Raw genomic sequence first — 23,994 nt, 5'->3', positions numbered from 1 at the left:
CGGCATGATGGGCCGGTGGCGAGCATCGACCAGCAGACAGCGACCCGCGAGCTCACCGTGCTCGAGGTGTCCAGCGGCGCGACCAAGGCACTGGTCCGGCCGGACGACACGGTGACCATCGGCCGCGACGCCGCCAACGACCTCGTGGTCGAGGGCAACCTGATATCGCGCCGGCACGCCGAGGTGATCTGGAGCGACGACGGCTGGTTCCTGCGCGACCTGGAGAGCCGCAACGGCACGTTCGTCGACGGCGAGAAGGCCGCCTACGTCGCGGCCACCGACGGCGGCAAGGTCAACCTCGGCGCGGCCGACGGCCCGGCCCTCACCTTCAGGGTGACGACGATCACCGGGTCGGCGCCGGTGTCCCCGGTGCGGGAGGTCACGCAGTACGAGGCGGGCGCCCGCGTGCGGCTCGGCCGCGGCCCGGACAACGACATCGTGCTGACCGACCTGCGCGCCTCGCGCAACCATGCCGAGCTGCGCCGGATGCCGACCGGCTACGAGGTGGTCGACCTCGGCAGCCGCAACGGCACCTTCCACAACGGCCGGCAGATCACCCGGCAGGCCATGCGGCCCGGCGACATGATCTCCATCGGCCGGCACGAGTTCATCTTCGACGGCGCCAGGCTCCACGAGTTCGAGGACGCCGGACCGTCGTCGCTCATCGCCGACGACCTCACCGTGCGGATCAAGGACGCGACGCTGCTCGACGACGTCAGCTTCGCCCTGTCCGAGGGCAGCCTGCTCGGCATCATCGGCCCCTCCGGCTGCGGCAAGTCCACCCTCGTCAAGGCCGTCGCCGGGCTGCGCCCCGCCACCCAGGGCACGGTCCGTTACGACGGCCGCGACCTCTACGCCGACTACGCCGAGCTGCGCTACCGCATCGGCATGGTCCCGCAGGACGACGTCCTGCACCGCCAGCTCACCGTGCGCCGGGCGCTGCGGTTCGCCGCCGCCCTGCGCTTCGCCGACGACGTGCCGCGCAAGGAGCGCCGGGCGCGGGTCGCCGACGTCCTCAAGACGCTCAACCTCACCGAGCGGGCCAAGCAGCGCATCGACAACCTCTCCGGCGGCCAGCGCAAGCGCGTCTCGGTCGCCCTGGAGCTGCTGACCGAGCCGTCGCTGCTCTTCCTCGACGAGCCCACCTCCGGCCTCGACCCGGCCCTCGACAAGGAGGTCATGGAGGAGCTGCGCGACCTGGCCGACAAGGGTCGCACCGTGGCGGTCGTGACGCACAACGTCATGCACCTCGACATGTGCCACCGGGTCCTGGTGCTGACGGTCGGCGGCCGGATGGGCTATTTCGGACCGCCGGCCGAGCTGCTCGACTTCTTCGGCGCCGCGGACTACGCGGAGGTCTTCCGCGAGGTGACGAACAACGCCGAGCACTGGGTGCGGACGTACCGGTCGTCGGAGCGCTACACGCGCTACGTCATCGAGCCGATGGCCGAGGCGCCGCCGCCGAAGCCCGAGGTGATCGAGCGGGTGACGGTGCCGCTGCCGCGCTCCCCGGAGCCGTCGGAAGGCACCGCCGGGGTGGCCGACTCGCCCACCGCCGAGCAGGCCATGCCCGAGCGGCCGGCGTCCTCGGCTCCGTCCACGTCACCACCGTCACCACCGGTACCGCCGGCTCCGGCGGCGGCCAGGTCCCCGGCCTCCGGGGGCGCGGTCGGGCGGGCCCGTGTCAAGCTGGGCGGCGCCTCGCTGCGCAGCCGTGCCCTCCACCCCGCGGCGCCGCTCCGGCAGTTCCTGACGCTGTGCCTGCGGATGTTCTGGGTCATCGGCGCCGATCGCGGCCTGGCCCTGTTCATGGTCGGGCTGCCGCTGGCGCTCGCGCTGCTCACCCGCACCGTTCCGGGCGACAATGGCCTCGCGCCGGGCCTCACCCGGTTCAGCCTGGAGGCACAGCGGCTCCTCGTGGTGCTGGCCGTCGGCGCGGCGTTCCTCGGCACCGCCGCGGCGATCCGCGAGATCGTCAACGAGTCGACCATCTACCGGCGGGAGCGGGCCGTCGGCCTGTCCGCCGGTGCGTACCTGGCCTCCAAGGTCGTCGTCTTCTCGATCATCATCGTGGTGCAGACGGCGCTGTTCACCTGGCTGGCGCTGCTCGGCAAGAAGCCGCCGAAGGACCCATTGATCCTCCCGGCGCACTGGCTGGTGGAGATCACGGTTCCCGTGGCGCTGGTGGCCCTCGCCTCGATGGCGTTCGGCCTGCTGGTGAGCGCCCTGGCCAAGACGACCGAGCAGACGACCCCGGTGCTGGTCGTCGTCGTGATGGCCCAGCTCGTACTGTCCGGCGGCCTCTTCGAGCTGGAGGGCCAGGCGGTGCTCCAGCAGATCTCGTGGCTGTTCCCGACGCGCTGGGGCCTGGCCGCCGGCGCCTCCACCGTCGACCTGCAGTCGATGATCCCGTTCAAGGACTCGCTCTGGGGGCACACGACGGGTGCCTGGTGGCGTTCGGTCCTGTTGCTGGTCGTGCAGTTCGCCGCACTGGTCGGCGTGGCCCGCCTGGCCCTGCGCCGCCTGGAACCCGGCCGCCAGTGACCCCCATACCCGCGTTGATCTTGCAGTTGTGGTGCCCGGATCGCGGGAGTTCGGCGGGTTTTGCAACCACCACGACTGCATGATCAACCAAGACCGCGGTTCGGCCCGACGGGCCTTGTCGTCGGGGTGGTGACGCGGGGTCGTGCGGGTGGTGTCTGTCGCTCATGATCGCCGCTGGACCCGGGACGGCGCGTTCCGGCCGGGCGACTCCATGATCAGGGGAAAGGTGTGGCTGTCCCGGTAGCCAGATCTTTCCCATGATCATGCAAGACCGGGAAGTTAAGCCGCTGGGGCTGTTGTCAATGGGCTGGTTGATGTGCCGATAGCGATGGCGATGTCGGTGATCCGGTGGATGATCTTCGGGGTTTTCAGGTTCTTGTAGGCGTAACGGGAGATCGGCCGTTTCACCACACGTGGGCTGATCCGGGCGCGTCGGGCCGGTAGCAGGTCAGCCAGCACAGCACGACCGATCGCACCGACCAGGTCGACCGCGATAGTGATCACCCCGACAGCGCGGATGGTCAGATCGCGGGCGGTCTGCACGGCGATGGTGAAGCTGGCCCGGTCCGGGTCGGCCCCGGTGGTGTCCGTGGCCCAGGTCATCGTCTGCCGCAGCGCCTGATAGACGGTCAGCAGTGCGTAGAGTTCCTGATCGACGCCGTCCGGAGTGGTCGAACGCAGCACCCGCCCAGCCAGCAGGGTGTGCTTGATCGCCAGGAAGGTCGACTCGACCTCCCACCGCTCGTGGTAGAGCTCGATCAGCGCCCCGGCCGGATAGCGGCGCTCGTCGGTGAGGGTAGTGACCAGCCGCCAGACACCGGTACGGGTCGAACCATCCGCACAGGACAGCGTGACGACCGCCTCGACCACCCGAACCCGCACCCCAGCCACCACACTGGCGTAGGAACCGTCACCAAGACGGTCCAGCACCGGCAGCTTGCGACTGGACTTGACCCGCAGCAACAACCCCGCCCCAGCGGCGGTGACCTTCGTCATGAACATGTTGGTGTCATAGCCACGGTCGGCCAGCAGCAGCATTCCCGGCCGCAGCAGACCCAGCAACCCCACGGCATAACTGGTCTCACCACTCTCACCGCCCACGCCGGTACCGAACACCGCACCGAACACCGCCCGAGTCCCGGTCTCCACCAACGCCACCACCCGCACCAGCGGATACCCCGGCTCACCGGCACGGGCCATCCGCTTGCCGTACACCGCCCGATTCGCCGGCGAATCCGGCACATTCACCGTGGACCCGTCGATCGCCACCGTACGCAGCCCCCGCCACCACGCCCCGACCGTGTCGCGACCCGCCACCGGCCCGGCCAGAGTCTGGAACAACCGCCGCAGCGGCGGCACCCCCACCCGCCGCCGCGCCTGCGCCAACCCCGACGACGACGGACACACCCCCAACCCGGCCACCACACCCAACCCACCGACCAACGCTCCCCACACCCGCCGATACGACAACGAGCCGAACAACCCCAACCCCAACAGCCAATACACCACCACCCGCGACGGCAACCGCCGCACCCGCCGCTGCACCCGCCCCGTCTCGGCCAACACCGCATCCACCAACTCCACCGGCACAGCCCGGGTCAACTCACCCAGATGCCCCGCCGCGAACACCCCCACCGGCACCGACCCGACCCCGGCAATGACAGACTCCTCCGACAACGGGACTCCCCCCACAGGCTGATCTTGATCGACTGCCTGTTCTACCGGAGTCCCGTTGCCTTATCACCCCACCACACCGCAACCACACACCCTTGACAGCAACCCTCACGACTTAACTTCCCGGTCTTGCATGATCATGAGATCGAGAGGCGCGGCGGCGGATTGGGACGGAACGTGGGCCGGTCGGCACCCTCGGCGGCGACGCCTCCGAGGCCCCGCGCCTGAATTGTCGGTCTGGTCCGGGTTGGCAAGGGGCCGTTGGGCAAGGCCGCGAAGCTCGGCATGATCATGGAGTCGTCCGGCCCGAACGCCGCCGTCCCGGGTTCGGTGGCGGTCGCGAGCGGCGGACACCGTCCGCGCGACTGTGCGTCATCACCCCGTGGCGCGACGCCGGGATCGACGGACGACCGCACGGCTCGACCTCGCGGCCTTGCATGATCAACGTGACGAAATGGGGGGGGAGACGAACCGCGGGGGAGGGAGCAGGATCGACGGCATGGGCGCTTATCGCGAAACCTACGAACAGAGCCTTGCCGACCCCGAAGGATTCTGGCGGGACGCCGCCGCCGCCGTGGACTGGGACCGGATGCCGATCCGGGTGCTGGACGGCGACCGCCGGCCGTTCTACCGCTGGTTCCCCGACGCCGCGCTCAATACCTGCCACAACGCCTTGGATCGGCACGTCGCCGCCGGACACGCCGACCGGATCGCCCTCATCCACGACAGTCCCGTCACCGGGACCGTCCGCAAGTACACCTTCGGGGCACTGCGGGACGAGGTGGCGATCTTCGCCGGGGCGCTCCGGCGGCTCGGCGTGGGCCGGGGTGACCGCGTCGTCATCTACATGGCCATGGTGCCCGAGGCCGTGATCGCCATGCTCGCGTGCGCGCGGCTCGGGGCCGTGCACTCCGTGGTCTTCGGCGGCTTCGGGCCGAAGGAGCTCGCCGCCCGCATCGACGACGCGCGGCCGAAGGTCGTCGTCGCCACCTCGTGCGGCATCGAGGCGAGCCGGATCGTCAGGTACAAGCCGCTGCTCGACGCCGCGCTCGCCGAGGCCGCGCACCGGCCCGACCACACGATCGTCCTCCAGCGCGAGCAGGCGCCCGTCGATCTGTCCGGCACCGACCTGACCTGGGCGGACGCGGTCAAGGGTGGCACCGCCGCGGACTGTGTGCCGGTCGCGGCGACCGACCCGCTCTACATCCTCTACACCTCCGGCACGACCGGCCGGCCGAAGGGCATCGTCCGCGACAACGGCGGCCATGCCGTCGCGCTCGCCTGGTCGATGACCAACGTCTACGCGGTCGGCCCCGGCGACGTGTTCTGGGCCGCCTCCGACGTCGGCTGGGTGGTCGGCCACTCGTACATCGTGTATGCCCCGTTGCTGGTCGGCGCCACCACGATCATGTACGAGGGCAAGCCCGTCGGCACGCCCGACGCCGGGGCGTTCTGGCGGGTGGTCGAGGAGCACGACGTCAACGTGCTGTTCACGGCGCCGACCGCGATCCGCGCGATCCGCAAGGAGGACCCGGACGCCCGGCACCTCCGCCCGATGCCCAGCCTGCGCACCCTCTTCCTCGCCGGCGAGCGGCTCGACCCGCAGACGTACGAGTGGGCCGCCGAGAAGCTCGGGGTGCCGGTCGTCGACCACTGGTGGCAGACCGAGACCGGCTGGCCGATCGTCGCCAGCCCGCGCGGCCTGGAGCCGATGCCGACGAAGGCCGGCTCGCCGTCGGTGCCGGTGCCCGGCTACGACGTGCGGGTCCTGCGGCCCGACGGCACTGACGCGCCCGCCGGCGAGGACGGCGCGATCGTGATCCGGCTGCCGCTACCGCCGGGCTGCCTGCCGACACTGTGGAACGACGACGAGCGGTTCGTGGCGTCGTACCTCAGCGCGTACCCCGGCACGTATCTGACCGGCGACGGCGGCCGCTTCGACGAGGACGGCTACCTGTACGTCATGGGCCGCACCGACGACGTCATCAACGTCGCCGGGCACCGGCTGTCGACGGGGTCGATGGAAGAGGTCCTGGCCTCCCATCCGGCGGTCGCCGAGTGCGCCGTGATCGGTGTCGACGACGATCTGAAGGGGCAGGTGCCGCGCGGGTTCGTCGTCCTGAAGGCCGGCGTCCCGGCGACCGACGGGCTGATCGGCGAGCTGGTCGCCCTGGTCCGCGAACGCATCGGCGCGGTCGCCGCCCTGAAGAGCGTGCAGGTCGTCCCGGCGCTGCCGAAGACCCGCTCGGGCAAGATCCTGCGCAAGACCATGCGCGGCATCGCGGCCGGCCACGACGAGCCGGTGCCGCCGACCATCGAGGATGCGACGGTCATCGATGCCCTGAGACCGATCCTGCAAGAGCCACGCTGACAGCGAACACGCTCACAGCGAACCGGGGATCTCAAGGGCGCCGATCGTCCATACCGTCGGGAAGGAGCAAGCCAGGCCCGGGAAGGAGCCCACCGCATGACCGACCTGAAGACCCCCTTCGACAGCGCCGTCTTCGAGCGGCTGCTCGCCAAACGCATCGTCGTGCTCGGCACCGAGGTCAACGACGAGAGTGCCAACCGCATCTGCGGCCAGTTGATCCTCCTGGCCGCCGAGGATCCCGGCAAGGACATCAGCCTCTGGATCAACTCACCCGGCGGCGCCGTGCACGCCGGGATGGCCGTCTACGACACGATGCGCTTCATCGGCAACGACGTGTCGACGGTGGTCATGGGCATGGCGGCGTCGATGGGGCAGTTCCTGCTCAGCGCCGGCACCCCCGGCAAGCGGTTCGCGCTGCCGCACTCGCGCGTCATCATGCACCAGCCGTCCGGCGGGATCGGCGGCACGACGGCCGACATCGCGATCCAGGCCGAGCAACTGCTGCTGACCAAGCAGATCGTGCAGCGGCTCATCGCCGAGCACACCGGCCAGACCCAGGAGCAGATCGAGGCAGACTCCGACCGCGACCGCTGGTTCACCGCGCAGGAGGCGGTGGAGTACGGGTTCGTGGACAGGGTGGTGCAGGGGGCCGAGCAGCTCGCGCTTTCTTGATCCCCCGGAGCGGGCGAGCATAGAGTCCGCCGTGTGAACATCGACCGTGAGGTGGCGCCCGAGCAGGCCGGATTCGACGCGCGGCGGCTGGCCCGCCTGGACGCCCACTTCGCCGGATACGTCGACGACGGCCGGCTGGCCGGATGGCAGATCGTCGTCGCGCGTGCCGGCAAGGTGGTACACAGCAGCACCTACGGCGCGCGTGACGCCGAGGCCGGCCTGCCGGTCGAGCCGGACACCCAGTGGCGCATCTACTCGATGACCAAGCCCATCACCTCGGTCGCCGCGATGATGCTGTGGGAGGAGGGGCACTTCGAGCTGACCGACCCGATCAGCCGGTGGCTGCCCGAGTTCGCCGACGTCAGGGTCTTCGACAAGGGCTCGGCGAGCCAGCCGTTCACCGTGCCGGCCATGGAGCCGATCCGCGTCTGGCACCTGCTCACCCACACGTCCGGCCTCACGTACGGCTTCCTGCGCACCTCGGTCGTCGACGCCCTCTACCGCAAGGCCGGCTACGACGTGCTGCCCAAGACCGGCGTCGACCTGGCGCAGGCGTCCCGCGACTGGGCGGCGCTGCCGCTGCTGTTCCAGCCCGGCACGGCGTGGGGCTACGGCGTCTCGACCGACGTCCTCGGCCGGCTCGTCGAGGTCGTCTCCGGCCGGTCGCTGCCCGACTTCCTGCGGACCCGGATCTTCGAGCCGCTGGGCATGGTCGACACCTGCTGGTCGGTCGAGGCCGGCTCGAAGCGGATGGCGGCGCTGTACGTGCCCGGCCCGGACGGCAGGGCGACGCGGTTCGACCCGATCGGCAAGGCCGCCTTCGAGGCGCCGGCCGCCCCGTCCGGCGGCGGCGGCCTCATCTCGACCGCCGCCGACTACCAGCGGTTCATGCAGATGCTCCTGCAACGCGGCACCCTGGCGGGTGAGCGCCTGCTCAGCAGCCGCACGATCGGGTTCATGACCCGCAACCACCTGCCCGGCGGCGTGGACCTCGACACCCTCCAGACCGGCGGGTTCGCCGAGACGACGTTCGAGGGCGTCGGCTTCGGCCTCGGCTTCGCGGTGGTCCGCGACCCGGTGCCGGCGCGCGTGTGGAGCAGCCCCGGCACGTACTACTGGGGCGGCGCGGCGAGCACGGCCTTCTGGGTGGACCCCGTCGAGCGGCTCACCGTCGGCCTCTACACCCAGATGATGCCGTCCAGCACGTACCCGCTGCGCCCCCAGCTCCGTCAGCTCGTCTACAGCGCGCTCATCGACTGACGGCTAGACGAACAGCAGGTCGCCGCCGCCGGTGACGATGTGCACCTTGTGTGCCGAGCCGGCGTCGGTCTTGATCGACCCGCTCTGCTTGCCGCCGTCGAGCTCGGTCTGCAGGGCGTAGGCGTCCGAGGTCAGCCGCATGTTGACGCTCGCGCCGCCGCTGTCGACCTCGATCCGGTCCGGCGCCTGGGTGACCCGCAGCTCGACCGGGCCGCCGCCGGTGCGTGCGTTGAGCTCCGGCGGTGCGAGCGCCTCGCCGTTGAGGGGCCCGCCGTCCGTCGACACGTCGATGAGGCCGGTCATGCCGTTGAGCGTGACCGCGCCGCCCGAGCTGTCGAGCCGCAGCGAGAGCGTCGACGGGATCTGCAGCTCGTAGGTGATCGAGCAGTCGTTCTTCGGGCAGCCGCCCGAGGCGAGCACCAGTTCCCCGCCCTCCACGGTCTGCTTGCGGCCCGGCTTGTCGCTGCGGTACTGCTGGGTCTCCGTCACCTTGATCGTCGGACCGTGGCCGACGCTCACCTTGATGGTGCCGCCCAGACTGTTCACCTCGACGACGCTGACGTCTTCCTTGACCTCGTACGTGTTCGTGGCGCTCTGCTCCGTCGCGTCCTTGTCGGCCGACGGCGGGGGAGTGCCGGACTCACCGCAGGCGCCGAGGGCGAGCAGCGCGGCGGTGATCGTGAGGATCCGCAGTGACTTCACGGGGGACAAGCTTTGCACGCGCCGTGACGGAATCATCGCTAGGGTATGCGCCGTGAACCTCGTCGATGCCGCCTACGCCCGGGCCGAGGCCAGACCGACCCGGCGACCGCGGCCGTCGCCGCCCGGGAGGACTGGTCGTCCTTTGTGGAGCTGCGGGTCGGTGGCGCGCTGGAGTTCCTGGCGGCGGTCGACGACATGACCGAGATCGGCGGCTGGCCGGAGGACTTCAAGGTCGCGCAACGGGGGGTCCGCCGGGCCCTTGTCGAGCACCCCGATCTGGTGACGGTCGAGCTCGACCACGGATCCGGGGTGGTCGTGAGTGTGAGGCGCTGACCGGGGGGTAACCCGATGGTCATGTCGACTGACGCGATCGTGCTCCTCAAAGAGGACCACAAGAACATGAAGCGATTGTTCAAGGAGTTCCAGGCGAACGAGGACGGCCCGGCGGCCCGGAAGGCGAAGATCGTCGAGCGGATCCTCGAAGGCCTGACGGTGCACACGTACCTGGAGAACGAGGTCATGTACCCGGAGGTCCGGCGGCTCGTGCCCGACCTGGAGGACGACATCCTCGAGTCCTACGAGGAGCACCACGTGGCCGACGTGCTCTGCATGGAACTCGCCACGATGGACCCCGAGGACGAGCACTTCGACGCCAAGGTCACGGTCCTCATCGAGAACGTGACCCACCACGTCGAGGAGGAGGAGCAGGAGTGGTTCCCGAAGGTCCGCGAGGCCCTCGGCCGCAACGAGCTCCAGGAACTCGGCGCCAGGATGCTGGAGCTGCGCCCGTCCGCACCGACGAGGCCGACCGAGCCGAAGGCGCTGAAGAAGGCCCTCGACGCCATGCGTGCCTGACCCTTCGAGCCGTCGCCGGTGCACGAGTGACCCGTGCGGGGTCCACCGTGTGTCCGCTGACGCCCGGCGGCCGGTGCCAGTACCGTCGGAGACGATGAGTGCTGTCGTGCTGGCCCTGCACGGGCTGCTGGTGGACGGGACCGTCGCGACGGTGGAGCCGGTGCTGGCCGGGTGTCTCGCCGCGCACGAGCCCCGGCTGGTGCTCGACGTCTCGCAGGTGACGGTCTGCGACACGGTGGGGGCCGCCCTGCTCGTGAGCGTCGCCGACATGGCCCGTGACCGGGGTGGCGAGGTCCGCCTCGCCGCCCCGTCGCCGGCGATCCGCTCGTGGCTCGGCGTCGCGGCCGGGATGAGCGGGATCGCCGTGTTCGCCAGCGTCGCCGGTGCCTTCGCCGCCGACCCGCGTGACCTGCTCGACGCCCTGCCCGCCGGGGCCGCCAACTGCGTCGACGAGCGGCCCGCGCCGCGCCTCCCGCGCCTCCGCCGGCGGGTCAGCCCTTCGGGCCGCGCACGATCACGCCGAGGTCCCGCATCACCGCGTCGGTGAGGCCGGGGAGTTGGGCCGGCTCGATCGTCACCCCCCGTAGGCTACTCATCCCGCTCACCTCCGACAGTTGGTTGCCGCGCAGGTCGGCGCCGCGCAGGTCGCAGCTCTCGAACGACATCTGCCGCAGCCGGCAGCCCTGCATGGCGGCCCGGTCGAGCACGCAGTCGCGCAGGACCGTGTTGACCAGCACGCAGCCGACGAATCCGGTCGGACCGGCCGTCGTCACGTCGTCGAACGTGGCGGCGTCGAGGCGGCAGCCCTCGAACAGCACGTTGCTCAGCTTCGACTCCGCCAGGTGTGCCCACGTGAGCTTGCAGTTGACGAAGTGGACCCGCTCCAGCGAGAGCCCGGTGAGCCGCGCGGCGGTGAAGTCGACCTTGTCGAACCGGCAGCCGCTCACCGTGACGTCCTCCCAGACCACCCCGTTGAGGTCCAGGTTCTCCAGGTGGGCGCGGCGGAGCCGGGCGTCGATGAGCGTGGTCCGAATGGCGCGGCCGGTCTGCACATGTGCGTCGTTGAGGTTGCCACCCCACGGCGCGGTGACCGGCTCGAGCTCTCCCGGGTGGAGCGTGGGTAGCTCGATGTCGATGTCGTGCACGGTGCGCAATACCACGTACCTCACCGTAAAGGGTTCCGTGCCGCGGCCGCACGTAGGCTGGATGGCCATGCGCCCTCCGCCTCGCTCCGGCCGCCTGACCTCCAGGCTGAGCCCATGTGACCGGCCCCTCCGCCGCGCTCCGGACCGCTCATGAGCGAACCGGGGCCGCGGCAGCGAGTCGACGGGCGGACCCTGCGTGCCGAGCGCACCCGGCGCGCGATCACCGACGCGTACCTCGCGCTGCTGGAAGAGGGCGAGCTCAAGCCGACCGCCGAGCGGATCGCCGAGCGGGCGGGGGTGTCCCTGCGTGCACTGTGGACCAACTTCAAGGACATGGAACGGCTGTTCGCCGCCGCCGGCGAGCGCCTGATGGAGCGTCAGGCCGCGGAGTTCCGCCCGGTGCCGCCGGAGCTCCCGCTGCCGCGGCGGATCGAGTTGTACTGCGAACAGCGTGCCCGCCTGCTGGAGCTGATCGCGCCGGCCGCGCGTGCCGCGCGGATCCGCGAGCCGTTCTCGGCGCAGTTGCGGCGCGACCGCGAGTGGTACGTCAACACCGCCCGCGAGGAGGTCGAGACCCTGTTCGCGGCCGAGCTCGACGCCGCCGGTGACGCACGGTCCGAGGTGCTCGACGCGTTGACGGTGGCGGTGACGTTCACCGGCTGGTCGATGTGGCGTGACGATCTGCGCCTCGACGTGCCGTCCGCCACGGCGGTGCTGCGGCGGGTCGTGAGTGCGCTGTTACCCGACGCGTCGACGACATAAATTTGCCTTAGACCGGTGTTAAATCGGCATCGATGTACGACTCGGACACGGTACGGCTGCCTAGGCTTCCCAAGAGTTGGTCCCGTCTGTGCTCTTGGAGGCTCCTGGTGTCAGCGTTCGGCGACGGCCGTCCGGACTCGTACCACCCCTGCGAGCCGTACGCTCCCGCCGAAGGAGAGCACGTGCCGCAGCACCGGCGCGGCTCGCGCCTGATGCTCGTCGTCGGGGTCGGCGTGGTCGCTCTGCTCGTCGTCGGTGCCGTCGCGTTCGGCGGCCCGCTGCTGCTGGGCCGGTCCTCGACCTCGTCGTCCTCGTCCTCGGACACCTCCACCCTCGCGGGTGCCGCCTCGTCGGAGTCCGCCGGCGACCCGTCGGGCGCCGCGTCCGCCGACCCGGGCGCCATGGGTGCCGCGCCCACGCCGACCGAGGCCGCGACCGCCTCCTCGGCACCCGGCCGGACGGTGTCTTCGGCGCCGGCGAAGACCACGCCGCCGGCGAAGCCGAAGACGACCGCCGCGATCCCGGCCAACGCGAGCTCCGAGGCGCAGGTCCTCGCGATCGCGAACAACGAGCGCGCGAAGGCGGGCTGCCGGCCGCTCGCCGCCAACACCAGGCTCGCCACCGCGGCCCGCAAGCACTCCGCCGACATGGCCGCCCGCGACTACTTCTCCCACGACACTCCCGAGGGCGTCGACTTCGCCACCCGGATCAGTGACGAGGGCTACCGCTGGTCGGGCGCCGCGGAGAACATCGCCAAGGGCCAGCACACGCCCGAAGAGGTCATGAAGGCGTGGATGAACAGCGCCGGGCACCGGGCCAACATCCTCAACTGCGACCTCGAGGAGCTCGGTGTCGGCCTGGCGTACCAGGGCAGGACCGCGATCTGGACGCAGGACTTCGGCACTCCTCGATGACTTTCCGTTGAGTCGTGCCACTCGGGAGGTTGGCTCGCCCGTCCACGCGGTGCCGCGGTGAAGGAAGTTTGGGTCGGTGTGCCAGGTCGCCTCGCGGCGATAGGCGCGACACGGCTCCAGCCGAACGGTATTCCGTGAAGGCAGTGTGGTGAGGCCCGGGGACACACAGCACACCGACTTGAGCAACAGTAGCGCGCCCACCACCGGCCGTCCCGTGAACCGGGGATGGGAGAAATCACAGGAGTTTCTTCTTGATCCAGGATTGGCCGTGGTGGCCAGGCTTCGGCCCGCGGCGACCGTCCGGACGGGCGGACACGTCGGGCGCCACGTCCTGATCCTCGCGCCGGCGGGCTGCTTGGCTGCGGCGAAGATCGGCGTGGCGCCCGGTGCTGTGTGGTGCCTGTACTGCTGGTACTGCTCGCCCGGCAGGCGATCCGGGCCGAGGTGCCGCGCCGGCGGGGTGCGCCTGCCCGGGCTGGTGGCCATGGCCGGCGCGGTGGGTCCTGGCGTGACCGCCGGCCACCGCGCTGCCGCCGGCGGCTGATCGGACGCCGAGGAGGGCGCCGGGTCAGCGACCGGCGAGGAGCCGGTTCACGGCCATGTCGACGTCCAGGTGGTCGGTCTCGTGGCCGCGGGGCACGACACTGTACGTGCGCCGCAGGAACCTGACCAGGACACTGCGCGGCACCTCGAACAGTGCGTTGCCGTCGGGCGACGACAGCGCGAGGGCGACGAAGTCGCCGCGCGGCCCGTTCCACGGCCAGACCCGCACGTCGCCGATGCCCGCCGGCTCGTCCAGCCCGGTGAACAGCAACTCACGTGCGAACGACCAGCTCACCGGCTCGCCGCCCGCGGACTCGGCGTGGAAGAGCACGTGCACCGCGTACGGGTCGTTCGGGTCGTAGCGCAGGCTGGCTCGCACCGGCAGCGCGGTCGCGTCGGGCGCGACGAGTCGTAGGGATGTTTCGACCTCGACGGTCGACGGTCGGATAGCGCTCATGTCGTACTCCCCCCGGCACCGCTGCGGAGCATGCCGTGCCCCGCCTCTCCTATGTTGAGGCGATTCCCAGTGTTACGCGTAGTGATTCTACGATCTCACTCTGTAGTGTTTCTGGGCCCGATTTGCCGTGAACCGAACATCGTGCGACCGATGTCGGGTTTCGTGGGCGTGACCGGGGTCCTCGACGTGACCCGTGGGTCGTACGTCAATTCATTCCGGTAACGTCCAGTGGTCCATGGGAGTGACGGGTTAAGGAGTGAAGGGAACGATAAATGCGCGACAGTGAGGTGGACGGGTCGGGCGTTACGCCTGATTCCGGGCCGTCTGCCGCACGCGAGGGTGACTTCCGGCGTGTCGCTGTCGGCGGTGTTCCCGATCCTCGCGGTAAAGGCCCCGATGTGAACTCTCCTGCTGCCTGGCGGTTGCGGACCGCGCGCATACGGGCGCATGTGCTGCGTTGGCGCCGCCGGCTGCACTCCACCAGGATGGGCCGTTTCGGGGTGAAGATCGCCGTCGCTCTGATCGGCACCCTCGTCATCGCCGTCGGTGTGGTGCTGCTGCCGTTGCCGGGCCCGGGCTGGGTGATCATCCTGGGCGGCCTGGCCATCCTGGCGTTGGAGTTCCACTGGGCCAAGCGCCTGTTGCATTTCACCCGCGAACAGTTGCTGCGCTGGACCCGGTTGGTCCGGGAGGGTTCCTGGCTGGTGCGGATCGTCTCCGTGGGCGGCCTGCTCCTGGTGGTCGGTGGGGCGTTGCTGCTGTCGCTGAGGATGCTCGCCTGACTCCACATCTGCGATCGTCAGCGCTGCGGGGTGAGTCGTGGCCATCCTGCCGGGGTGGATGCCGCCGGTTCCACCTCGGCGGCCTGATCGTCGGGTTATCGCGTGTCGGCTTTACCGATCGTGCGCGTTTGTGTTGTATGCGTTTCGGGACGGGCTGATTTCGACACCCAGCGCGCGAGAAGGCTACGGTGGGAGTAATCTCGCCCGGAACTAGGCGTAGCATGTCGCCAAGTATCTTGTTTGTATCCGAATGATGGGGCCGGTGCGCTCAGTGCCGAGATCCGGATCGGTTCCGTTCACATCGGTTCTCTACACATGGGTACCACCCGAGGAAAGGCCACTCATGGCAAAACGCGTCATCCACGAGCTGATCGACGACATCGACGGCAAGCCCGCCGCCGAGAGTATCGTCTTCGCGCTCGACGGCGTGCAGTACGAGATCGACCTGTCCGCCACCAACGCCACGAAGCTGCGCGACGCGGTGGCGCCGTTCGTCGCCGCCGCGACGAAAATCGGGCGGGGTGGCGTCGTGGCCACCTCGCGCGGCCGGGAGGTTCGCGGGCGCAGCGCCACCCGCGGCGACCGCGACCAGAACCGCGCGATTCGGGAATGGGCGCAGGGGAAGGGGATCGAGGTTTCCGACCGGGGCCGGATCAAGCAGGACATCGTCGACCGCTACCACGCCGAGGCCGGTCGTCAGCACTGACGCCCGGCAACCGCCGGCGCGGTCGTGCCGTCGTGGTCGTGGCCCGTTCCCGCGCCCGGCGGCCGGCCGCGCCGATCGCTTTTGTCGACGCCCGCAAACCCCGCCGCCGGAATACCACGCCGGGAATGCGGCCGATGATCAGCGCCGACGCCCCGGAATTACCGGTGGTGCCGACGCCGATCGATTCGCAAATCCGCGTCAATACGCGATGGGCCGCGACCCCTGCCAGGGTCGCGGCCCATCGCGTATTTCGCGGGATGTGGCTAGGCGGACGCCAGCTCCCGGTTCGCGGTGCCGATCTCGATCCTGCGCGGCCGGGCCTTCTCGGCCACCGGGATGCTCAGCGTGAGCACGCCGTTGTCGTAGTTCGCCGCGAGCCGGTCGGTGTCGAGGCTGTCGCCCAGGACGAGCCGGCGGGTGACGGTGCCGGTCGCGCGCTCGGTGATCACGCGGTGCAGGCCCTCACGCTGGACGCGGGTGCGCTCGGCGCGGACCGTGAGCACGTTGCGGTCGACGGTCGCGTCGATGCTCGCCGGGTCGACGCCGGGCAGGTCGATCTCCACGAAGAAGGTGTCGCCGTCGCGGTACGCGTCGAGCGGCGCGCTCGGACCGCGGCGGGTGGAGTCGAAGAACTGGCCGGCGAAGGTGTCGAAGTCCCGGAACGGTGCGGTGCGCAGCAACATGATGTGTCCCTCCAAGGTTGAGCCCTTGCCACTCAACTCTTACAACCAGGGACGTTCCCGGGACCTTCCACCATGACACGTGACGTGTGTCACTCGGCGGTGTGGCCGGTCCCGGGCCTCGCGGTAGGTCGACGCGGCCGCCATCGGCGCCGGGTGGAAGCCGTCGCCGCCGCTGAGCCCTTCGGCGGTCGTCACCTCGGCGTCGTAGCGGATCACCCCGGCCGTACCGTTGACCTCAACCGCGCTTCAGGTCGGACGCTGGGCGCATGCGTGTGATCGAGGTGGCCCGGTTCGGCGGGCCGGAGGTGCTCGTCCCGAAGGAGATCCCCGACCCCGTCCCCGGGCCGGGCGAGGCGATCGTCGACGTGGTGGTCGCCGACACCCTGTGGCTGGAGACGATGATCCGGGCCGGGGGCGGCGGCGCCGTGTTCCCGGTCGAGCTGCCCTACGTGCCGGGTGTCGGCGGCGCGGGGACGGTGTCGGCGGTGGGCGGCGGGGCCGACCCGCAGTGGATCGGGCGGCGCGTGGTCGCGCGGACCGGCCACACCGGAGGCTACGCCGCGAAGGTCGCGGTGCCCGCCGCCGACCTGGTCGCGGTGCCCGACGCCGTCGACCTGCGCGACGCCGCCGCGGTGCTCCACGACGGCGTGACCGCCCTGGCGCTCGTCGACGTGGTGAAGATCGTGGCGGGGGACCGGGTGCTGGTGACCGCCGCCGGTGGCGGCATGGGGACGCTGCTGGTACAGCTCGCGCGCGGGAACGGCGCGACGGTGGTCGGCGCTGCCCGCGGTACCGCCAAACTCGACCGTGTCCGGGCACTCGGCGCCGACGTCGTCGTCGACTACTCGGAGCCGGACTGGGTCGACAAGGTGTGGGAGGCCACCGGCGGCCTCGACGTGGTGCTCGACGGGGCCGGCGGCGACTACGGCCGGGCCGCGTTCGACCTGGTCGTCGAAGGCGGCCGGTTCTCGGCACACGGCACGCCCGCGGGCGGCTTCGCGGTGGCCGACGCCGAGGTGGCGCGGGCACGCGGGATCACCGCCACCGGCATCGAGGCCGTCCAGCTACGTCCCGAGCGGTTCCGCGCCCACCTCGGCCGGGCACTCGCCGAGGTGGCGGCCGGCCGGATCAAGCCCGTGGTCGGGCAGGAGTTCCCGCTGGAGCGGGCCGTCGACGCGCACCGCGCGATCGAGGACCGCACCGCCGTCGGCAAGACGCTCTTGGCGCCCGGTTCGCTGACAGTCGCGTGAGACAGCCCAGCGCGGGGCCGTATGCGGCAATGCCGACGCATCGTGATATGCGGCGTCAGCCGGCCACGAGGCGTTCGCTGACCTCCCACAGGTGGGCTGCCGCCTCGCTGTCCACCGCGTACGGCATCACGCCGTGGGTCGTCGCCGGGCTGCCGGCCTCCGAGGACAACGGGGCTATGTCGACGTTCTCGCAGTACACGCCGCCGAGGCCGGTCAACTGAGGGCTCGTCGCGCACCAGACCTGCGTCGCGGCTGCCTGCTCCGGGGTCTTCATGCCGCGCGCCGGGTCCAGGATCGGGTCGCCGGCGTCGTCCAGCACCCCCATGGTGCGAAGCTCGTCGAGGCCGAGGAACCGGGCCAAGGCTGTCACGATGCTGCCGGGGTGCAGCGAGAACGCCTGGATGCCGCGGTCGTTCAGCGCCGACGCGAAGAGGATGTTCGCCGTCTTCGACTGACCGTAGGCGGCCCACCGGTCGTACGGGCGGCGCGCGAACTGGAGGTCGTCGAACACCACGTGCGAGTACCGGTGGCCCCACGACGACACCGACACCACTCGGGTGCCGCCGGCCGGGCGCAGGGCCGGCCACAGGCGCCGGACGAGCTGGAAGTGGCCGAGGTGGTTGGTCGAGAGGTGCAGCTCGTAGCCGCGAGCGTCGCGGGTCAGCGGCGCGGCCGTCACCCCGGCGCTGTTCACCAGCATGTGCAGCGGCCGGCCCGTCGCGCGGTACCGCTCGGCGAACGCGTCGATCGAAACCGGGTCGGTGAGGTCCAGGTCCTCGATCTCGACCCGGTAGAGGCCCGCCAGTGCCCGCGTCGCCTTCGAGCGGTCCCGGACCGGCACGACAACCGCCGCGCCGGCGGTGTGCAGGGCCCGGGCGGTCGCCAGGCCGATGCCCGACGAGCCGCCGGTGACGATCGCGAACCGGTCCGACAGGTCGGCGCCGGCGAGCACGTCGGCCGCCGTGGACGAAGGGCCGAAGCCGGAGCCGATCGGGTGCTGCGGGGATGCCATGGAAACCGTCCGGGGAGGATCGCGGCGACGTAGCCGCCGTCGACGCGGATCGCCATGGTGACGCGCCCGGCGGAACGGTCGATCCGCACGCCGTCAATCGTGCCACCGGCCGCGGGGCCGCCTCCGCCACCGCGCGAGCCTGGGCGCGGGCGGCCGGCCCGGCGCGCGTGACCGGTGGGCGGCGTCGGCACAGCAGCGGTCAGCGACAGGGGTCAGCGACAGGGGTCGACGACGCGTCAGCGGCACTTCACCACGAACGTCGCCGAACCGGATGCCGTGCTCGGCGCCGAGACGTTCAGGGCGACGGTGTGCGAGCCGGACCGCCGCGGGATCTGCACCTTTACGTCGCGGCTGTAGGTGGTGCCCTGGGCGGTGCCGGTGAACTCCCGGCCGCCGACGCTGTACGCGACCCGGGTGCCCGGCCGGCTCACCCGGATCGTCACGGTGGCCACGGGCGACTCGCTGCCGAACAGGCACGGACCCTCGTAGCTCGCCGGGCTGAGCCTGACCGACGCGGACGTGGTCGTGGCCGGCGGCGTGGTGCTCGCGGTCCGCGTCGGGGTCGGCGAGTTCCTGGTGCGGCTCGGCCGCGCCGAACCGGGGCTGGGCGACGGTGTCGGCGAGGCCTCCGGCGACGGCGGGGCACTCACCGTCGGGACGACCGGGCCGGTGGCCCGCCGCGCGGCCGGCGACGGCGACCGCGCAGGCTCCTCCCCGCCGCTGAGCAGGGCCGCGACGACCAGGCCGATCACCAGCAGCAGCGCCACCCCGCCCGACGCGAGCAGCACCGTCGGGCTGCGCTGCGGCTCCGGCTCGGCCGCGGACGAGTCCGTGTCGTCGTGCTCAAGGTCGAGGAACCGCGGCAGGCCGTCGCGTGTGACGTCGTCGTCGTCCACTCACCGCTCCCCGCTCCCCGCCTGCCGGTACCCGCGACAGTATGCCGCCGGCACGTACGGTCGCTCCAGCGCCGAGTTCCGCCCCCGCCTCGCCGGGCGGGGGCGGAACGGGACGGCAGGTGTCAGTGCAGCGCCGGGTAGCCCCCGACGGTCTGCTGGGCCACGTCCGTGCGGAACTGCTGCGCGGCCGCGACGACCGAGCCCGCCGCGGCGACCCGGTCGACGATCGCCGCGACCACCTTCGGCGTGGCGAACGACGTGCCGCTCCACTGGGCCCACCCGCTGGTGAAGCCCGCGTGGTTGATGAACGTGCTGACGACGTCCTCGCCCGGCGCCACGACCGTCACCCACGGACCCTGGTTGCTCCAGTCGCAGACCGTCGTGCCGTTGTGGGCGGCGACGGCCAGGATCTGCTGGGCCCAGGTCGTACCGCCGGCGGAGAACGCGGCCGGCCAGAACGGGCGGTCGGTGATGCCGTTGTTGCCCGCGGCCGCGACCACGACCCGTCCGGTGCCGGACAGGAACGTCTCCAGCGCCGCGGCCAGCACCGCGGGCGCCTGGTCGCCGATGGAGAAGCCGCCGAGCGACAGGTTGAGCACGTCGACGTCGGTCAGGGCGGTGATCTTCACGGCGAGATCTGCCTCCGTGCACACGCCGAAACTGTCGAGCACCTTGACGATGCGGACCTGCGCGCCCGCGGTGCTCTGCACGACGACCCCGGCGATGAAGTTGGCGTGGCCCACGTCGGAATCGAGCTCGCCGTTGTCGTCGCCGTCGAGCACCGTCTCGTGGTTGTCCGGGGTGGCCGAGTAGCAGCCGGCCGGCAGCGGGCTGTCGACCCAGACGCCGGTGTCCATCACCACGACCCGGACCGACGAGGCGCCCGACGCCGAGGGGGCCAGCTTCGACGGCAGCGCGTCGCAGGCGACCGGCGGGCCGAACGGGCCGCCGTGCTCGTACGGCGTCGACGTGAAGACGTGGTTCGGGCCGACCACGGCGCCGGGCAACTGGGAGCGCAGCCGGCGGACCGCGGCGGTGACGTCGAGGCCCGACGTGCGCAGCCGGCGCAGGCCGGTGGCCGGCTCGTCCTCGGTGATCTCGCTCGAGCGGTGCCCCAGGCCGGTGAGCGTGCGGAGGGCGGCCGAGATGCCGGTGTCCTGCACCAGGATCTCGTCGGCGACGAACCGCACCGGACGGCCGGCGTGCAGCTCGGTGCGCAGCCATGGCAGGGCGGCGAGACGCTGGTCGCGCTTCTGCACCCACCGTTCGAGGCGCTCGCGGGCAACGGACATGAATGCTCCTCAATCGGACACGACGTTCACGGACAGGTTCACGACTCGGGACCAGTGACTAGAGACGCCGCCCCGTCCCCGTGATACACGTGGAGGCATTTGGCAGGATGCAACCATGACGGCAGCGCCCGCGCTCTCCACCGCCGATGACCTGGCGCAGCGGCTGCTTCCGATTGTCATGGCCGACCCGGGCAAGGCCAAGGCCTTGTCGGACGCGGCGCTGCGGGACGCTCGCCGCGACGGCGACCCCGCCGCCGAGGCGGTGGCCCTGCGCGCGCTGGGTCTCGTGGCCCGGGCCAGGCACGATGCGGCGCGCGCGGCCGAGCACCTGCGTGCCTCGATCGCGGTTGCCCGGAAGTACAGACTTGTCGTCCATGAGGCGGAGGCCCGGATGAGCCATGCGCTCATCCTCGACGACCTCGGCCGGCCCGCCGCGGCCCTGAAGGAGATCGACCGGGCCATCGCCGAGCTGCACGGCCACCGGCGGGTCCGGGCCACGATGCAACGGGCGCTCATCCTGCGCCGCCTCGGCTTCGACCGGCAGGCGATGGAGTTGTACCGCGGGGCGCTGCGCGCGTTCCGCACCGCCGGCGACGAGGTGTGGGAGGCCAGGACCCTGACCAACCGCGGCGTGCTGCACGGCTACCGGGGCAACCTCAAGCAGGCCGAGATCGACCTGCGCGCCGCCCAGGCGCTCTACAACCGGCTCGGCATGGCGACCGCCGCCGCGCAGGTCGAGCACAACCTGGGCTTCGTCGCCGCGCAGGCCGGCGACGTGCCGACCGCGCTGGCCCGCTACGACCGGGCCCACGACCGGCTGTGGAACACCGGCGTCGCCGCGCCGGGCCTCCTCGACCGCGCCGACCTGCTGCTGTCCGTGCGGCTGCTGCCCGAGGCGGAGGCGGCGGTCCGCGCGGCGATCGACGCGTGTGCCGACGGGCACCTCGACTCGATGTTCGGCGAGGCTCACCTCACGCTCGCGCGGATCCTCCTCGCCGCGGGCAAGCCGCAGGAGGCGCGGGAGGCCGCCGTCATCGCCCGGCGCACGTTCGGCAAGCAGGCGCGGCCCGTCTGGAGCGCCCGGGCGCGCCACGCGGAGCTGGCCGCGGTGGTGGCCCTCGGCCGCGCCAACCGTGGCACGCTGCGTGAGCTGCGGACTGCCGCCGGGGGCCTGCTCGAGTCCGGCTGGGTGCAGCCGGGCTGGGACGCGTTGCTCGACGCGGCCCGGCTCGCCGTCGACCTCGGTGAGTTGTACACCGCACGGGAGCTGCTCACCGAGGCCGGCGCCGTGACGAAGCTCGGCCCGCCGCCGCTGCGGGTGCGCTGGTGGCACACTCGGGCGCGGCTGGAGCTCGCGTCGGGTTCGGTGTCCGATTCGGTCCGGGCCGCGACCGCCGGCCTGCGCCAGGCCGACGCCTACCGGGCCAGCCTGGGCGCAACCGAGCTGCGTGTGCGCGGCAACGCCGAGACGGCCGCCCTCGCCGGCCTGCGGCTGCGGCTCGCCCTCCAGCACGGCGGCCCGGCCGCGGCCCTGACCTGGGCCCAGCGCTGCCGGTCGGCGGCGCTCTCGCTGCCGCCGACCCAGCCGTCGAGCGACCCGGTCGTCGCCCGGCACCTCACCGAGCTGCGCCGGATCAACGGCGAGCTGGCCGCCGCGCCGACCGGCCCGCAGCGAACCAACCGGCTCCTGCGCCGCCAGCGCGCCCTGGAGGCGGAGATCCGCGGCCGCTCCTGGCGCGCGCCGGGCGCCGCGCCGTCCGTGTCGGCGCAGGTCGAGCTGCCGCTGGCCACGCTCGCCGAGGCGCTGGGCGGGCGGGTCCTCGTGGAGCTGCTCGACCTCGACGGTCTGCTTCACGCGCTGGTGGTCCGCGGCAAGCGGGTCACCCACCGGGTCGTGGGCCGGATCGCCGAGATCGCCGGCGAGCTCGAATCGCTGCGGTTCGCGCTGCGCAGCCAGGTCCTGGGCCAGGGCGGCACCGCCGCCGACCGCGCCGCGCGCGGGGTGGCGACGCTCGAACGGCTGCTGCTCGACCCGCTGGCCGACCTGTTCGGCGACGGCCCGCTGGTGCTCGTGCCGACCGGTGCCCTGCACGCCCTGCCGTGGCCGATGCTGCCCCGGCTGCGGGGCCGGTCGCTCGCCGTGGCGCCGTCGGCGGCGATCTGGTGGCGCGCCGCCACGAAACCGCCGGTGGCCGGACCGCTGGTGCTCGTCGGCGCGCCGTCGGCCGCGCAGGCCGGCGCGGAGGTCCGGGAGATCGCGGCGGACCGGCCCGGATCGACGGTGCTGGCGGGGGACCAGGCACGGGTGGCGCCCGCGCTGGCGGCCCTCGACGGGGCCGCGATCGGGCACATCGCGAGCCACGGCGAGTTTCGGGTCGACAACCCGCTCTTCTCGTTCCTCATGCTCGCCGACGGTCAGTTGACCGTGTACGACCTGACCGCGCTGCGCCACCCGCCCGCCCTGCTGGTGCTGTCGGGCTGCGACACCGGCCTGGCCGCGGTGCATCCCGGCGACGAGCTGATGGGCCTGGTCGCGGCGCTGGTGAACATGGGCACCGGCACCGTGATCGCGAGCACCGGCCCGGTCGACGACGGCGCGACCCGCCACCTGATGCGCGCGTTCTACGGCCATCTGTCCGACGGACACGGGCCGGCCGCCGCCCTGGCCCTCGCGCAGGCCGCGGCCGACCCGGGTGACCGGCCGAGCACGGACAGTTTCGTATGCTTCGGCGCCGGCTGAGAGCGTCACCCATGATCATGAGGTCGAGCGGCATGGCGGCGGAAAGTCACCGAGGTCAACCGGGGTGGGAGATGGTTGGCGGGTCCATCGGCGGGTAAGGGTCGAAGCTCCGAAACCCGGCAGAGCGGAGATGGCCGTGACACAGGTGCACCAGAAAGACGTCGTCGACATCCTTCTTGTCCAGCACAACGAGATCAAAGCGCTGTTCAACCGGGTCGGCACCGCGCAGGGGGAGCAGAAGCGGGAGCTCTTCTACGACCTGGTGCGTCTGCTCGCCGTACATGAGAGTGCCGAGGAGCAGGTTGTGCACCCGGCGGCCCGCAAGGCGCTGCCGGACGGTGAGGTGGTCGTCGACCAGCGGCTGCAGGAGGAGAGCGACGCCAAGCGGGCGCTCGCCGACCTCTACGACCTGGGCGTCGACCATCCGGAGTTCGACATGCGGCTCGGGCTGTTCGCCGAGTCGGTCGTCGATCACGCCACCCACGAGGAGAACGAGGAGTTCCTGTACCTGCGGCAGAACCTCGACCCGGAGAAGCTGCGGAAGATGGCCAAGGTGTTCGAGGTCGCCGAGAAGGTGGCGCCCACCCGGCCGCATCCCGGTGCGGGTGAGTCCGCCACCGCCAACATGCTGGCCGGACCGCCGATCGCGATGTTCGACCGGATCCGGGACGCGATCCGCGATCGGAGTTGAGCCGACCCCGCCGGCCCTTGAGAGGGGCCGGCGGTCCCCTCCT

General features: G+C 71.6%; 23 protein-coding genes. 15 read left to right on the top strand and 8 right to left on the bottom strand.

The window, feature by feature from the left end:
* Window positions 1-15: 15 nt before the first annotated feature.
* Window positions 16-2,544, top strand: a complete 2,529-nt coding sequence (locus Drose_RS28825) for an FHA domain-containing protein (RefSeq protein ID WP_260724436.1) — start codon at window positions 16-18, stop codon at window positions 2,542-2,544.
* Window positions 2,545-2,823: 279 nt separating this feature from the next.
* Here Drose_RS28825 and Drose_RS28820 read toward each other — a convergent pair whose 3' ends face one another.
* Window positions 2,824-4,221, bottom strand: coding sequence for an IS4 family transposase (locus Drose_RS28820; RefSeq protein ID WP_260722692.1), 1,398 nt, complete (start codon window positions 4,219-4,221; stop codon window positions 2,824-2,826).
* Window positions 4,222-4,717: 496 nt separating this feature from the next.
* Here Drose_RS28820 and Drose_RS28815 point away from each other — a divergent pair, with 496 nt between their 5' ends.
* From Drose_RS28815 to Drose_RS28805, 3 genes are all read left to right on the top strand, one after another.
* On the top strand, window positions 4,718-6,589 hold the full coding sequence (locus Drose_RS28815) for an AMP-binding protein (RefSeq protein ID WP_260724435.1): 1,872 nt from the start codon (window positions 4,718-4,720) through the stop codon (window positions 6,587-6,589).
* Window positions 6,590-6,685: 96 nt separating this feature from the next.
* Window positions 6,686-7,261, top strand: a complete 576-nt coding sequence (locus Drose_RS28810) for an ATP-dependent Clp protease proteolytic subunit (RefSeq protein WP_260724434.1) — start codon at window positions 6,686-6,688, stop codon at window positions 7,259-7,261.
* A gap of 33 nt (window positions 7,262-7,294) precedes the next feature.
* Window positions 7,295-8,521, top strand: a complete 1,227-nt coding sequence (locus tag Drose_RS28805) for a serine hydrolase domain-containing protein (RefSeq protein WP_260724433.1) — start codon at window positions 7,295-7,297, stop codon at window positions 8,519-8,521.
* Window positions 8,522-8,524: 3 nt separating this feature from the next.
* Here Drose_RS28805 and Drose_RS28800 read toward each other — a convergent pair whose 3' ends face one another.
* Window positions 8,525-9,223: a DUF4097 family beta strand repeat-containing protein gene (locus Drose_RS28800; RefSeq protein ID WP_260724432.1), complete on the bottom strand. Its 699-nt coding sequence runs from the start codon at window positions 9,221-9,223 to the stop codon at window positions 8,525-8,527.
* 45 nt (window positions 9,224-9,268) lie between these two features.
* Between Drose_RS28800 and Drose_RS28795 the strand changes: the two genes are divergently transcribed.
* The 3 genes from Drose_RS28795 to Drose_RS28785 all read left to right on the top strand — a co-directional run bounded on the left by Drose_RS28795 (window position 9,269) and on the right by Drose_RS28785 (window position 10,625).
* Window positions 9,269-9,556 carry a hypothetical protein gene (locus Drose_RS28795; protein ID WP_260724431.1) on the top strand — a complete coding sequence of 96 codons (288 nt, stop codon included), beginning with the start codon at window positions 9,269-9,271 and terminating at the stop codon, window positions 9,554-9,556.
* 21 nt (window positions 9,557-9,577) lie between these two features.
* A complete protein-coding gene (locus Drose_RS28790) occupies window positions 9,578-10,078 on the top strand; it encodes a hemerythrin domain-containing protein (RefSeq protein ID WP_260724430.1) in 501 nt (166 codons plus the stop codon).
* 94 nt (window positions 10,079-10,172) lie between these two features.
* Window positions 10,173-10,625, top strand: a complete 453-nt coding sequence (locus tag Drose_RS28785) for an STAS domain-containing protein (RefSeq protein WP_260724429.1) — start codon at window positions 10,173-10,175, stop codon at window positions 10,623-10,625.
* Here Drose_RS28785 and Drose_RS28780 read toward each other — a convergent pair.
* Entirely contained in the window at window positions 10,570-11,238 is a 669-nt protein-coding gene (locus tag Drose_RS28780; RefSeq protein ID WP_260724428.1) for a pentapeptide repeat-containing protein, read from the bottom strand. The two genes, Drose_RS28785 and Drose_RS28780, sit on opposite strands and share 56 nt — an antisense overlap.
* 135 nt (window positions 11,239-11,373) lie before the next feature.
* Here Drose_RS28780 and Drose_RS28775 point away from each other — a divergent pair, with 135 nt between their 5' ends.
* From Drose_RS28775 to Drose_RS28765, 3 genes are all read left to right on the top strand, one after another.
* A complete protein-coding gene (locus Drose_RS28775) occupies window positions 11,374-11,985 on the top strand; it encodes a TetR/AcrR family transcriptional regulator (protein WP_260724427.1) in 612 nt (203 codons plus the stop codon).
* A 107-nt stretch (window positions 11,986-12,092) separates the two neighbouring features.
* Window positions 12,093-12,899: a CAP domain-containing protein gene (locus Drose_RS28770; protein WP_260724426.1), complete on the top strand. Its 807-nt coding sequence runs from the start codon at window positions 12,093-12,095 to the stop codon at window positions 12,897-12,899.
* A 268-nt stretch (window positions 12,900-13,167) separates the two neighbouring features.
* Window positions 13,168-13,443, top strand: a complete 276-nt coding sequence (locus Drose_RS28765; protein ID WP_260724425.1) for a hypothetical protein — start codon at window positions 13,168-13,170, stop codon at window positions 13,441-13,443.
* 24 nt (window positions 13,444-13,467) lie between these two features.
* Here Drose_RS28765 and Drose_RS28760 read toward each other — a convergent pair whose 3' ends face one another.
* Window positions 13,468-13,899: an SsgA family sporulation/cell division regulator gene (locus Drose_RS28760; protein ID WP_259858621.1), complete on the bottom strand. Its 432-nt coding sequence runs from the start codon at window positions 13,897-13,899 to the stop codon at window positions 13,468-13,470.
* 449 nt (window positions 13,900-14,348) lie between these two features.
* Between Drose_RS28760 and Drose_RS28755 the strand changes: the two genes are divergently transcribed.
* Both Drose_RS28755 and Drose_RS28750 read left to right on the top strand, forming a co-directional pair.
* Entirely contained in the window at window positions 14,349-14,681 is a 333-nt protein-coding gene (locus tag Drose_RS28755) for a TIGR02611 family protein (RefSeq protein WP_260724424.1), read from the top strand.
* A 343-nt stretch (window positions 14,682-15,024) separates the two neighbouring features.
* Window positions 15,025-15,387 carry a histone-like nucleoid-structuring protein Lsr2 gene (locus tag Drose_RS28750; RefSeq protein ID WP_260724423.1) on the top strand — a complete coding sequence of 121 codons (363 nt, stop codon included), beginning with the start codon at window positions 15,025-15,027 and terminating at the stop codon, window positions 15,385-15,387.
* A gap of 263 nt (window positions 15,388-15,650) precedes the next feature.
* On the opposite strand, the gene Drose_RS28745 is transcribed toward Drose_RS28750, so the two are convergent.
* Window positions 15,651-16,070 (bottom strand): Hsp20/alpha crystallin family protein, encoded by a 420-nt coding sequence (locus Drose_RS28745; protein ID WP_260724422.1) that lies wholly within the window; start codon window positions 16,068-16,070, stop codon window positions 15,651-15,653.
* A 266-nt stretch (window positions 16,071-16,336) separates the two neighbouring features.
* Here Drose_RS28745 and Drose_RS28740 point away from each other — a divergent pair, with 266 nt between their 5' ends.
* Entirely contained in the window at window positions 16,337-17,320 is a 984-nt protein-coding gene (locus Drose_RS28740; protein WP_260724421.1) for a zinc-binding dehydrogenase, read from the top strand.
* Between the two features lie 55 nt (window positions 17,321-17,375).
* Here Drose_RS28740 and Drose_RS28735 read toward each other — a convergent pair whose 3' ends face one another.
* The 3 genes from Drose_RS28735 to Drose_RS28725 form a co-directional block, all read right to left on the bottom strand.
* A complete protein-coding gene (locus Drose_RS28735; protein WP_260724420.1) occupies window positions 17,376-18,332 on the bottom strand; it encodes an SDR family NAD(P)-dependent oxidoreductase in 957 nt (318 codons plus the stop codon).
* A 236-nt stretch (window positions 18,333-18,568) separates the two neighbouring features.
* Complete coding sequence (locus Drose_RS28730) at window positions 18,569-19,228, bottom strand: hypothetical protein (RefSeq protein WP_260724419.1); 660 nt, start codon at window positions 19,226-19,228, stop codon at window positions 18,569-18,571.
* 122 nt (window positions 19,229-19,350) lie between these two features.
* On the bottom strand, window positions 19,351-20,520 hold the full coding sequence (locus Drose_RS28725; RefSeq protein ID WP_260724418.1) for a S8 family peptidase: 1,170 nt from the start codon (window positions 20,518-20,520) through the stop codon (window positions 19,351-19,353).
* Between the two features lie 115 nt (window positions 20,521-20,635).
* Between Drose_RS28725 and Drose_RS28720 the strand changes: the two genes are divergently transcribed.
* Window positions 20,636-23,260 (top strand): CHAT domain-containing protein, encoded by a 2,625-nt coding sequence (locus Drose_RS28720; RefSeq protein WP_260724417.1) that lies wholly within the window; start codon window positions 20,636-20,638, stop codon window positions 23,258-23,260.
* Between the two features lie 130 nt (window positions 23,261-23,390).
* On the top strand, window positions 23,391-23,951 hold the full coding sequence (locus tag Drose_RS28715) for a hemerythrin domain-containing protein (RefSeq protein WP_260724416.1): 561 nt from the start codon (window positions 23,391-23,393) through the stop codon (window positions 23,949-23,951).
* Window positions 23,952-23,994: the final 43 nt, after the last annotated feature.

The sequence above is a fragment of the Dactylosporangium roseum genome (assembly GCF_025264685.1).
Classification (GTDB): domain Bacteria; phylum Actinomycetota; class Actinomycetes; order Mycobacteriales; family Micromonosporaceae; genus Dactylosporangium; species Dactylosporangium roseum.
Note: the sequence above shows the minus strand (reverse complement) of the source record. Positions and strands in the feature narration are given on the sequence as shown.